We start from the raw sequence: 12135 nt of genomic DNA, 5'->3' as shown, positions 1-12135 counted from the left end.
GTCATGAAATTTATTGCCTGTACCGAAGGCCACTCCAGCAAGATCGAAGCCTTCTCCCTCGAAATGATCGCCGCGGCGCGTTCGCTCGCCCAGGCCGGCGACGAGGTCGTCGCCTTTTTCGTCGGTCGTGACGCGGAAGGCGCATCCGCTTCCTTCGGTGCCGCCGATCGCCTGATAGTGGCCCGCGCCACAAGATCGGATGTGATTCCCGCCGAGACCTATGCGCTGCTTCTGCGCGATGTCATCACCGCCGAGAGCCCCGGTCTGGTCCTGGTTCCCTATTCGGCAAACGGACTGGACGTGGCAGCCGACATCGCGACGCGAACCGGCTGGCCGCTCGTCTCCTATGTCAATGAAATCAAGCGGCGTGGCGAAAGCCTGACGGTCGTCGCGCAGATGTATGGCGGCAAGATACTCGCCGAATGCGAAGTGCCGCTGCCCGCCGTTCTGATGATCAACCCAGGTGCCTTCGCGGAGGCAATGCCGGGCCCGATTGCCGCCGTGAGCGTGCAGACGATCGATGCCGAACCGGCGCTCACCGGCGGCAAGGTGAAGATGGTGGCCATCGATGTGCCGGATTATGCCGACGTCGATCTGACGACAGCCGAGAGGATCGTGTGCGTGGGCCGCGGCATCGGCGACGAGGCAAGCATCGACCTTGCGCGCAATCTGGCGACGATGCTGGGGGCGGAGATCGCCGGAAGCCGTCCTGTCGTCGACAATGGCTGGCTGCCGAAGTTGCGCCAGGTCGGCAAATCCGGCCAGAAGGTGAAGCCGAAGCTTTATCTGGCGCTCGGCGTGTCCGGTGCGCCCGAACATCTCGAGGGCATGTCGCAGGCCGACCTCATCATTGCCGTCAACACCGATCCGAAGGCCCCCATCTTCAATGTCGCGCATTACGGCGCAACCTGTGACCTGTTCGATCTCGTCGCCAATCTGAGCGACAGGCTGCGGGCCGGCTCTGGCCGTTGAGATGGCATCGACCCTGCCACTCTGGATCCTGGTCATCACAGCATTCGCGTTGACGGCCTGGCGCTCGCGCCGTTACGCGGTTGCTCTTGCCAATGCACCGGCAGCGGCCCGCTTCGACCGCCCGATGCTGCGTCTCCAGGGCGTGATGGTCGCCATCGGCATGCATCGGAAAATGCTCCGCAAGCCGCTTTCCGGCGTGCTCCACGCAATCATCTTCATTTCGTTCTTCGTGCTGCTCACCGCCACGATCGATGCCTTCGGCTCGCGGCTGTTTCCCGGGTTCTCACTTGCGCCCATCGGGGGCGAAACCTGGATTGCCGCTCTGCAGGATATCTTTTCGGTGCTGATGCTGGTCGGCGTCGGACTTGCACTCTATCAGCGCTACGTGCTGCGACCTGCCCGCTTCGATGGCTCGAGCGGCAGTGATGCGGCAATCATCTATGTGTTGATCGTCCTGATCGTGGCGTCTCTGCTGCTTGAGGCGGCGGCGCGCATTGTCGGTGGCGCCGACGGCTCGTGGCGACCGGTCGCATCGGCCCTGGCAGGACTGCTCGATCGTGCCGGCATGTCGGCACATGCGGGCGAAGAATTGTTCTACTGGGTTCACGTCGGCGCCATTCTGGCGTTCCTCGTCTATATCCCCGGTTCGAAGCACCGGCACATGTTTCTTGCCGCGCCCAACATCTACTTCCGCAGCCTCGAACCGCGCGGCCTGGCGCCCGCGGTCCCGGAAGCGCGTGAGGCTCCAGGGATCGACAGCCTGGGGCAGTTCGACTGGAAACAGCAGCTCGACCTTCTGTCCTGCACCGAATGCGGCCGTTGCCAGGCGGTCTGTCCAGCCCATGCGGCCGGTCTGCCGCTCAGCCCGAAATTGCTGATCACCGACCTGCGCGACGCGCTTGCCGCGGGACCATCGGCGGCCCCGCTGGTCGGCGGCGTGATTTCCGAGGAGACGCTGTGGGCCTGCACCACCTGCCGTGCCTGCATGGAGGCATGCCCGGTCGAGATCGAGCATCTGCCCAAGATCATCGACATGCGCCGTCATCTGGTCGACGAAGGCCGTGTCAGCCCCGGTCTCCAGGAGGCGCTATCGAACCTGACCCGTCTCGGCAATTCCATGGGCAAGCCGTCCAAGATGCGGGCGCGCTGGACCAGGGAGCTCGGCTTTCCGGTCAAGGACGCGCGCGAGGAACCCGTCGACGTTCTATGGTTCGTCGGAGACTATGCGTCCTACGATCCGCGCGTTCAGGAAATCACCCGCAAGGTTGCCGAACTGCTGACCGCAGCCGGTGTCGACTTCGGCATTCTCTTCGATGCCGAGCGCAACAGTGGCAATGATGTGCGGCGTGCCGGCGAAGAAGGTCTGTTCGAAACGCTCGCTCAGTCCAACATCGATGAGATCAAGGCGTGCAGCTTCAACCGGATCATGACCACCGATCCGCATAGTCTCAATGCGCTGAAGAACGACTATCAGCATTTCGGCGCGGCGTTCGAGGTGCTGCACTACACGGCGCTGCTGGCGGAACTCATCGCGGCGGGAAAACTCGACCTGCATGTCGCCGACGGCGCCAGGGTCACCTATCACGATCCCTGCTATCTTGGACGCTACAATGGCGGCTTCGACGCGCCGCGCGAGCTGATCCGCGCCGCCGGCTACACGCTTCATGACATGCCGCGCTGCCGCGAGAATTCCTTTTGCTGCGGCGCCGGCGGCGGCCGCATCTGGCAAGGCGACGACGGCGTGACCGAGCGGCCGAGCGAGAACCGCATCCGTGAAGCGCTGAGCCTGGGCGACGTCGCCTATTTCGTCGTCGCCTGCCCGAAGGACAAGGTGATGTACACCGCCGCGATCGATGCGCTCGGCGTGGCCGACAGATTGAAGGTCGTGGACATAGCGGAACTTCTCGTGCCGCGCACAAGCCAGGCGCTGGAAATGCCCACGGTGGAAACGACCTGACGCAATGCGATCCAAGAGATCGAGATCAAGCACCATGGGCAATAGGCCCCGACGAAGGAGAGAGCGATCATGTCGACCCTGAAAATCGGCTTTGTTGGCATCGGAAAAATGGGCACACCGATGGCGACCCGTCTCATCAAGGCCGGATACGAAGTGACTGTCTACGACGTCGACATCAAAGCCGTTATGGAGTTGACCAATGCGGGCGCGAAAGCCGCCGCCGGTGCGCGCGATGTTGCCGATGTTGCGGAGATCGTCTTTGCCAGCCTGCCCAGCCCGCAGATCCTGGAAAAGGTCGTGCTCGGCGAAGGCGGCATCGCCGAGGGCAAGGCGGTTCGCATCTTCGTCGACATCTCGACGACAGGCCCGCGAATGGCCGCCAAGGTTGCCGAAGGCCTTTCAGCCAAGAGCATCGCCATGATCGACGCGCCCGTCAGCGGAGGCTTAAAGGGCGCGCGCAACGGCACGCTCGCCGTCATGGTATCGGGGCCGAAGGCTGCCTTCGAAACGGCAAGGCCTGTGATCGAGAATTTCGGCCGGATATTCTTCATGGGCGAGGTTCAGGGCTCCGCCCAGACCATGAAGCTTGCCAACAACCTGCTTGCGGCGGCGGCACTTGCGATCTCCTCCGAAGCGGTCGTGATGGGCGTCAAGGCGGGCCTCGATCCCAAGGTGATGATCGACGTCATCAACGCCTCGAGCGGCCGCAACAGCGCCACCGAGGACAAGTTCCCAAAATCCGTCCTGCCGCGTACCTTCGATTTCGGTTTCGCGACAGGCCTGTCCTTCAAGGATGTGCGGCTGTGCGTGGATGAGGCGGAGGCGATGGGCGTGCCAATGGTGGTGGGCAGTGCCGTGCGCCAGTTGCTGAGCGTGACGAACCAGCTCTACGGGCCGGATTCCGATTTTACCTGTATGGTCAAGACGGTTGAGACATGGGCGCATGTGGAGGTCGGCTCAGCCCAGACCACAGATGTCGCCAAAGCGAGCTGATCATGGGTCACTCCGAACGTTATGAAATCCATGCCGTTCGCTACGGCCATTTCGAACGCCGGTCGGGTGAGAATTTCCTCGGCGGCGACACGCATGATGTTGCGATGCCGCTCGACTACTTCGTCTGGGCGATCGTTGGCGAGAAGCGCACCTTCATCGTCGACACCGGTTTCGACAAACCGGCCGGCGACAAACGCGGACGCAGTGTCGTCAGGTCCGTCGATGCCGGTCTGGCGGCAATCGGCATCAACCACGCCGATGTCAGCGACGTCATCATCTCCCACATGCATTACGACCATTGCGGAAACCATCATCTGTTCCCGAACGCGACCTTTCACCTGCAGGATGCGGAGATGGAGTTCGCGACCGGCCGCTGCATGTGCCACCATGCCATGCGCCATCCCTTCGAGGCCGAAGACGTCACCACCATGGTGCGGCGCGTCTTTGCCGGAAAGGTTTGCTTCCACGACCCGGAGTCGCAGATCGCGCCCGGCATCACGCTCCACAAGGTTGGCGGCCACTCGCGCGGATTGCAGGTGGTGCGGGTGGAAACCGACAACGGCGCGGTCGTCATCGCCTCCGACGCAGCCCATTTTTACGCCAATATGGAACGCCAGAAGCCGTTTCCCGTCTTCGATCGGCTGAGCGATGTCATCTTCGGCGTGGAGCGTATGAAACAACTCGCCAGTTCCCCGGCTCACATCGTGCCAGGCCACGACCCGCTGGTTCTCAAGCGCTTCGCGCGCACCCACCAGGACGTCGAAGACATCGTAAGTCTTGCCCATCCTTTGCCCTGAGCCTGCGGCTTTGAAGGATGGTAACGCTTATCCGACTTTGCATCTGTTTCGGCGACGACGGGCCGCAGCACCCGTGAGACCTGTCGCCGTGGGCCGCCCACACAGGTTTCGTCTCGATCACCTGCCCAGCAAGTTCTTCTCGACCGTCTTGAGGTGACCAAGCATCGCCGTCTTCGCGCCTTCCGGATCGCGGTGGAACAACGCTTCCAAAATCGCCTGATGTTCCCGGCAATACACCTGACGCCGCTCTTCCGAAAACGAGCGCTTCTTCATTTCAAACCAGGGTGACTGGTTGCGAATGGCACGCATGAGATTGTGGATCTCTTTCAGGAAGTCATTGCGGCAGCAGGCAAACACTCGGTGATGGAATTCGGCATCCCAATGCTCGAACTCGGGCATCTCCATGGCATCGCATGCGGTCTGGTGTGCTTCGCGAACGGCATTCAGTTCGGTTGCGCTGGCATTGGTCGCGGCAAAGGCAGCCGCTGCCGGCTCGAGTAGCTGCCTGATCTCCATCATGTCGGCGGGGCTAGTGCCTTCCATCCGTGCGACCATCGATGCGATCGATGTCGGGTTGGTCGCGGTCAGAAAGGTGCCGCGCCCGACATGCCGCACGACCGTTCCGTCGTCCTCCAGGAAGCCGACGGCACGGCGCACAGTGTTGCGCGCGACGCCGAATTCGGCTGCGAGGTCGCGCTCGGGCGGCATGCGGCCGTCCTCGAGCCATTCGCCGGAGGAAATCCGTTTCTTCAGCATTGTGGCGATATCGTTGGCGACGAGCTTCGGCATTCGTTGAGGGTCTTTTATCTGATCCAATGTTGAACCAATCTTATCAAGCGATTGCCATTCGGTCCAGTGTCCAGACGAAAAGCAAGCACGATCTGCCCAAATTCTGTTGAATTGTGAGCCAGAGCCCTCTTGCGGCGTGAACCAATCGGCGATAGCGTGTAGCGAAAGAGCCGGTTTTGGTTCAGAAAAGGTTCAGGAGGAATCGAATGCGGGTCGCGACTTTTTCGATCGCCGGCGAACGTCGCGTGGGTCTTGTCGATCTTGATGCCCGGACCGTCGCACCCTTCGATTTCACCGTCGATCAGGCGAGGAACGGTATCCTGGCCTTGATCGAGCGCAATGGCGCCGGCGTGCCGCGCACCCTGTCGCCGATCCCGCTGGCGCAGGTCGAGATCGAGGCGCCGATCCCGCAACCGCGCCGCAACATCTTCTGCGTCGGCAAGAACTATCACGAGCATGCGCATGAGTTCGCCCGCAGCGGTTTCGATTCCAGCGCCGGCGCCGGGGCGATCCCGAAACATCCGATCATCTTTTCAAAAGTGCCGGAATCGGTGGTCGCCAACCATGCCAATGTGCTGATCGATTCCTCGGTCTCGATGGCCATCGACTACGAGGCGGAACTTGCCGTCATCATCGGCAAGGGCGGCCGTGGCATATCGAAGGCGGACGCGCTCGATCACGTCTGGGGCTACACCATCGTCAACGACGTCACCGCCCGCGACCTGCAGGGCAAATACAGCCAGTGGCTGATCGGCAAATCGCAGGACACGTTCTGCCCGATGGGGCCGTGGGCGGTGACCAAGGATGAGTTGGACCTGGCGACCGCCGGTATCAGGTGTTTCGTCAATGAGGATCTGCGCCAGGACTCCAGGATCTCGCTGCTCATCTTCGACATCCCGACAATCATCGCGACCCTGTCGCAAGGCATCACGTTGAAGCCCGGCGACATCATCGCCACAGGCACGCCGGTCGGCGTCGGCATCGGCTTTGATCCACCGAAATATCTCAAGGCCGGCGACGTCGTGCGCATCGAGATCGACGGCATCGGCACGCTGGAAAACCGCTTTGCGGAGCATGCGCAATGACGACAGTGACGGTTGGCCAGGTCGTCGCGGAAGTTGTCGGCGAAGGCACGGCCGTGGTGATGATCCATGGCCTCGGCGGCACGTCGAACATGTTCCAGCCGCAGATGGCAGCACTTTCCGGCTATCGCGTCATCCGGCTCGACCTGCCGGGCTCCGGCCGTTCGCCGCGCCCGATCGAACAGCTCACCATCGAAGGGATGAGTGAGGCCGTCATCCGCGCCATGGCCGGCATGGGGGTCGCATCCGCGCATTTCGTCGGCCATTCGATGGGCACCATCATCTGTCAGCAGATTGCGGCAACGCAGCCAGCGCTGGTCACCTCGCTGACGCTGTTTGGCGCGCTGGCGGAACCGGCCGAGGCGACGAGGCAAGGCCTCGCCAACCGGGCACGGCTGGCGCGCTCGGGCGGCATTGCCGATATCGCCGACCAGATCGTCGCCAACGCGATCTCGGCGCACACCAGGGAGACTTCGCCGGCCGCCGTCGCCTTCGTGCGGGAATCGATCACCCGCCAGGACCCGGAATCCTATGCCCGCACCTGCGAGGCGCTGGCCAAGGCAACCTCGGTCGATGCGCGGCGGATCTCTGCGCCGACATTGCTCGTCACCGGCGATGCCGACACGGTCAATCCGGCGGGTGTCGGCCAGGCGCTTGCCGACAGGATCAAGGGCGCCGTATTCTCCTCACTGGATCGGTGCGGGCACTGGGCCACGGTGGAAAGCCCGCGCGAGAGCAGCTCGAGGCTCGCCGATTTTTTGAGACGGGTTGATAGGTGAGGATTTCAGATCGGGCGTAGAACTACGCGCTCGGCAGGTTGGGAGGCTTGTGATGGCAGACGACAGCTGGAACGGCAACGGTTCGAGCAGCACGCTGTTCACCAATGTGCGCGTGCTCGACGCGTCAGGTGAATATCCATACACCGGTGAGGTGCTGGTGCAGGGCAACCGCATCAAGCAGATCACCAAGGGCTCGTCACGCTTCGGCTCGTCTTCGTCCTCCTCCTATAGCGGTGGCGCACCAGGGGGTGTCACGACCATCGACGGCATGGGCGCGACGCTGATGCCGGGCATGATCGACGCGCATCTGCATCTGTCCTGGAACAACGCACCCGGCATCGACCCCATCCAGATGATGGAAGTCGAAGAACATATGCTGGTCACCATGGAGATGGCCAAGCTGGTGCTCGACGCCGGCTTCACCGCCGGCCGCGGTGCTGCCGCCGCCAAGCCGCGTCTCGACGTCGTCGCGAAAAAATTCATCAACCAGGGCCGCTTCCCAGGGCCGCGCTATCTTGCGGCGGGGCCGGAAATCACCACGGTCGGCGGGCTTGGCGATTCCTCGCCCTCCCATATCCCCCATGAAGGCCTCAATCTCGGCATCGTCGTCTCCGGCCCCGAGGAAATCCGCCGCACCGTGCGCCAGCTGATCAAGTACGGCGTCGATTCCATCAAGCTCAATTTGTCCGGCGAGAGCATCACCGGCATGGGCGCCGAGGAAACGCCGATGTCGGAAGAGGAGGTCGCCATGGCGGCCTCCGAGGCGCGCTGCCGCAACAAGGTGCTGTCGGCGCATGCGCGCTCGTCCGGCTCGGTCAAGCAATGCGTTCGCCACGGCATCCAGAACATCTACCACGCGTCCTTCGCCGACGAAGAAGCACTCGACATGCTCGAGGCGGTCAAGGACAAGCATTTCGTCGCGCCCGGCATCGCCTGGCTGATCAACACCGCGCGCCATGCCGAGCAGTGGGGCATCAAGCCCGGCTCGCCGCTTTCGCTCGAATATGAGCGCGAGCTGGAAATGTGCATCGAGACGATGAAGAAGATGCATAGGCGCGGCATCCGCGTCTGCATCGGCGGCGACTACGGCTTTGCGTGGACGCCGCAAGGCACCAACGCAAAGGACATCCAGACCTTCGTCGAGATGCTCGGCTTCTCGCCGATGGAGGCCATCCAGGCCGGCACCAAATATGGCGGCCAGATCATGAACATGGGCGACGAACTTGGCATGATCAAGGAAGGTTACCTCGCCGACCTCCTGCTGATCGACGGCGATCCGATCTCCGACGTGCGCATCCTGCAGGACAAGAACCGCATCCTCGCCATCATGAAGGACGGCAAGTTCCACAAGGCGCCGCGCATGAACGAGCAGCGCCGGCGGCTGACTGCATGAGCCTGCTCGACCAGCCATCCTCGTCATCGCTCTCGGGTGGCGGCACGACACGCGGGCAGGCCTGGGGCCTCGTCGGCCTGCTTGCCGCCGCTGTCATGGCGTGGCTGGTCTTCGCCGTCTGGCCGGATTGGCTGAACGCGATCCTGATCTCGAAGAAGGCCTTCGTCAGCGCAATCCTCAACGGCATCACGCTGGCCGGCCTGTATTTCCTGGTCGCCAGCGGCTTCACGCTGATCTTCGGCCTGATGCGCAACGTCAATCTGGCGCATGGCTCGCTCTATCTGCTCGGCGCCTATATCGGCTACGAGGTCACCAACCGCACCGGCTACTGGCTGCTCGGCGTCGCCGCCGGCTTCGCCGTGCTGGCGATCGTGGGCGTCGTCATGCAGGTTTTCGTGTTCCGCCGCCTCGAAGGCGACGACCTGCGCCAGACCCTGGTCTCGATCGGCATCTCGATCGTCGCCGCCGACCTGATGCTGGCTGTGTGGGCCGGCGGCACCTATCAGATCGCCACGCCGGAATGGCTCGACGGCGCCTTGACCTTACCAATCATCACCGCAGTGCGCTCAAACGGCGTATCGGTCTTCCTCACCTATCCGCTCTACCGCGTCGTCGTGTTGGCGGCGGCGATCGTCATCGGCGTCGGCCTGTGGCTGATGCTGCACAAGACACGCGTCGGCATGATGATCCGCGCCGGCGTCGACGACCGCGCCATGCTGCAGGCTTCCGGCGTCAACGTGCATGCGGTGTTCGCCATCGTCTTTGCGGTCGGCGCCGGCCTTGCCGGCTTTGCCGGTGTCGTCGGCGGTTCAGCACTTTCGGTCGCGCCCGGCGAGGATGTCCGTTATCTCCTGGCCTCGCTGGTCGTGGTCATCGTCGGCGGCATGGGTTCGATCACGGGTGCCGCCATCGGCGCGCTGCTGATTGGCCTCGCCGAGCAGATCGGTCTCGTCTACTTCCCGACCTACGGCATCGTTCTGACCTTCGTCATCATGGTGGTGACGCTGGCGGTGCGGCCACAAGGCATCATGGGGAAGGCCCGATGAGCCTTGCTATTGCCACCAACGTGACGCCGCAGCAGAACTGGCTGGAGAGACTTGGGGCTGGTCACATCATCCTGGCCGTCGCGTTGGTCCTCTATCCGTTGGTGGCCTCGGATTTCTTCCTGACGCAGATTGGCGGCTATTCCTTGATCTTCGGCATGCTGGGTCTGTCGCTGATGCTGCTCGCCGGCTATGGCGGCATGGTCAGCCTGGCACAGATCACGGTCGCCGGCATTGCCGCCTACGCCATCGCCATCCTCGGCAGCAACAATTCCAACGTCCTTGGCTTCGGCTGGCCGTGGTGGCTCGCGGTGCCCTTCGCGCTTCTTTCGGCGGCACTGGCGTCGGCGCTGATCGGCTGGATCTCGGTGCGCACCGAGGGCATCTACACAATCATGATCACGCTGGCGATTGCCACCGCGACCTACTATTTCGCCCAGCAGAACTACGCCATCTTCAATGGCCATTCCGGCTATGCGGGCATTCGCGCTCCGGCATTCTGGGGCATCGGCTGGCGTGACGCCCGGCCTTTCTACTACCTTTGCCTCGGTCTGGCGGTGTTGTCCTACGCGGCCGTTCTCTATGGCTCGCGCTCGACCTTCGGCATGACCTTGCAGGCGATCCGTGACAACCCGCGCCGCATGCGCGCGCTCGGCTATCATGTCACCGCGCACAAGGTTTTCGCCTGGGCTCTGGCCGGAATCATCGCCGGGCTGGCCGGTGTGCTGCTGGTCTGGTTCAACGGCCGCGTCTCGCCCGGCACCATCGGCGTCGATGCCGCCATCGACGTGCTGATCATTGCCGTCATCGGCGGGCTTCGCCATCCGATCGGGCCGTTTCTCGGCGCGGTCGTCGTCGTCCTGATGCAGACCTTCGCCATCGACATCGTCGGCGCCGAGCGTTTCAACACGCTGATCGGCATGGTGTTCCTGGTGATCGTCTTCGTCTCACCGGATGGAATTCTTGGGTTGTGGGGGAGGATCAAGCCACATCTTGCCCAGGAGTCCTTGCGTCCCGGCCAATAGCAACCGGGATGGAATGAACCACTGCAAAATGAAATCAACGGGAGGAAAATCATGAGGATGCATAGACGTACAGTGCTGGCCCTGGCGGTGTTCACCGGGCTGACCGCACCGTCGCTGGCGCTGGCTGCCGACGACACAATCAAGATCGGCCTGCTTGCCACCTTCGAGGGACCGTTCACGGTGCTCGGCGAGGACGGCGAACGCGGTGCGATGACGGCGGTTGCCGAGATGAACGGCACGGTCGCCGGCAAGAAGGTCGAGATCGTCAAGGGCTCGTCCGATGCCTCGCCCGACAGCGCCGTGCGCGCGGCGCGCAAGCTGGTCGAGCAGGACGGCGTCAAGGTGCTGGTCGGCCCGCTTTCGGGCGATGAGGGCATCGCCGTCAAGGACTACGCCAAGACGCAACCGAACGTGACCTTCATCAACGGCACCTCGGCGGCGCAGGACACCACGCTGCGCGATCCGGCTGAGAACTTCTTCCGCTTCTCGACCGATGGCGCCCAGTGGATGGCCGGCCTCGGCACCTATGCCTTCAACGACAAGGGCTACAAAAAGGTCGCCACCGTCGCCGAGGATTATTCCTTCCCCTACACGCAGGTGTTCGGCTTCATGGCCGAGTTCTGCAAGGCCGGCGGCCATGTGCCGTCGAAGTCCTGGGTGCCGATCGGCAACAAGGACTTTTCTTCGGTCATCGCGGCCATTCCCGAGGATGTCGACGCGATTTACGTCGCGCTCGGCGGCGCCGACGCCGTCAACTTCCTGACCCAGTACCAGCAGGGTGGCGGTTCCGCGCCGCTGATCGGCGGCTCGATCACCGTCGACCAGACGGTGCTGACCTCGAAGGGCAAGCTGCGCGATGTGCTGAAAGGCACGCCGTCGGCCGGGCCGACCGCGGACACCAATGACGCGCCGGCCTGGAAGACGTTTGTCGAGGCCTACAAGAAGCAGCCGGGCGCTTTTCCCTCGCCCTCGCTCTTCGCGCACGGCTACTATGTCGACATGAAGGCGACGCTGCTCGGCCTCGACCAGGTCGGTGGCGATGTCTCCGACGGCGGCAAGAAGCTGCGCGATGCGCTGTCGAAGCTGTCCTTCGACACGCCGACCGGCAAGGTGTCGCTCGACAAGAACCGCAATGCGATTGCCGACATCTTCCTGACCGAGGTCACCGAAGGCGCCGACGGCAATCTCATGAACAAGCTGGTCAAGGTGGTGCCCCAGGTCAACCAGACGCTCGGCATTCCCGAAGACGAGTTCATGAAGCTCGGCGCGGTCAACCGCGACAATCCGAGCTGCCCGTAACATCGG

11 protein-coding genes are annotated in these 12135 nt (G+C 63.1%); 10 read left to right on the top strand and 1 reads right to left on the bottom strand.

Annotated elements, in window-relative coordinates:
* The first annotated feature begins 3 nt into the window (after positions 1-3).
* The 4 genes from FCU66_RS11275 (at position 4) to FCU66_RS11260 (ending at position 4719) form a co-directional block, all read left to right on the top strand.
* Positions 4-972, top strand: a complete 969-nt coding sequence (locus FCU66_RS11275; protein ID WP_136619281.1) for an electron transfer flavoprotein subunit alpha/FixB family protein — start codon at positions 4-6, stop codon at positions 970-972.
* 1 nt (position 973) lies between these two features.
* Positions 974-2929 (top strand): (Fe-S)-binding protein, encoded by a 1956-nt coding sequence (locus FCU66_RS11270; RefSeq protein ID WP_136619280.1) that lies wholly within the window; start codon positions 974-976, stop codon positions 2927-2929.
* A gap of 69 nt (positions 2930-2998) precedes the next feature.
* Positions 2999-3922, top strand: a complete 924-nt coding sequence (locus FCU66_RS11265) for an NAD(P)-dependent oxidoreductase (protein ID WP_136619279.1) — start codon at positions 2999-3001, stop codon at positions 3920-3922.
* A gap of 2 nt (positions 3923-3924) precedes the next feature.
* Positions 3925-4719, top strand: coding sequence for an N-acyl homoserine lactonase family protein (locus FCU66_RS11260; protein WP_181956543.1), 795 nt, complete (start codon positions 3925-3927; stop codon positions 4717-4719).
* Between the two features lie 117 nt (positions 4720-4836).
* On the opposite strand, the gene FCU66_RS11255 is transcribed toward FCU66_RS11260, so the two are convergent.
* The gene (locus FCU66_RS11255; protein ID WP_136619278.1) at positions 4837-5508 is read right to left on the bottom strand and encodes a FadR/GntR family transcriptional regulator; all 672 of its coding nucleotides are present in this window, start codon (positions 5506-5508) and stop codon (positions 4837-4839) included.
* Positions 5509-5714: 206 nt separating this feature from the next.
* Between FCU66_RS11255 and FCU66_RS11250 the strand changes: the two genes are divergently transcribed.
* Genes FCU66_RS11250 through FCU66_RS11225 form a run of 6 tightly spaced genes read left to right on the top strand, consistent with a single transcriptional unit; the run spans position 5715 to position 12129 of the window.
* Positions 5715-6593: a fumarylacetoacetate hydrolase family protein gene (locus FCU66_RS11250; RefSeq protein WP_136619277.1), complete on the top strand. Its 879-nt coding sequence runs from the start codon at positions 5715-5717 to the stop codon at positions 6591-6593.
* Positions 6590-7369, top strand: coding sequence for an alpha/beta fold hydrolase (locus FCU66_RS11245; RefSeq protein WP_136619276.1), 780 nt, complete (start codon positions 6590-6592; stop codon positions 7367-7369). The genes FCU66_RS11250 and FCU66_RS11245 overlap by 4 nt, the downstream gene beginning before the upstream one ends.
* Before the next feature lie 52 nt (positions 7370-7421).
* Entirely contained in the window at positions 7422-8762 is a 1341-nt protein-coding gene (locus FCU66_RS11240) for a metal-dependent hydrolase family protein (RefSeq protein WP_136619275.1), read from the top strand.
* Positions 8759-9808, top strand: a complete 1050-nt coding sequence (locus FCU66_RS11235; protein ID WP_136619274.1) for a branched-chain amino acid ABC transporter permease — start codon at positions 8759-8761, stop codon at positions 9806-9808. The genes FCU66_RS11240 and FCU66_RS11235 overlap by 4 nt, the downstream gene beginning before the upstream one ends.
* A complete protein-coding gene (locus FCU66_RS11230) occupies positions 9805-10830 on the top strand; it encodes a branched-chain amino acid ABC transporter permease (RefSeq protein ID WP_136619273.1) in 1026 nt (341 codons plus the stop codon). The genes FCU66_RS11235 and FCU66_RS11230 overlap by 4 nt, the downstream gene beginning before the upstream one ends.
* 51 nt (positions 10831-10881) lie before the next feature.
* Positions 10882-12129: an ABC transporter substrate-binding protein gene (locus FCU66_RS11225; protein ID WP_136619272.1), complete on the top strand. Its 1248-nt coding sequence runs from the start codon at positions 10882-10884 to the stop codon at positions 12127-12129.
* Positions 12130-12135 lie beyond the last annotated feature (6 nt).

It is taken from the genome of Mesorhizobium norvegicum, assembly GCF_004919685.1.
Lineage (GTDB): Bacteria > Pseudomonadota > Alphaproteobacteria > Rhizobiales > Rhizobiaceae > Mesorhizobium > Mesorhizobium norvegicum.
This window is presented reverse-complemented; position numbering and strand designations above follow the sequence as displayed.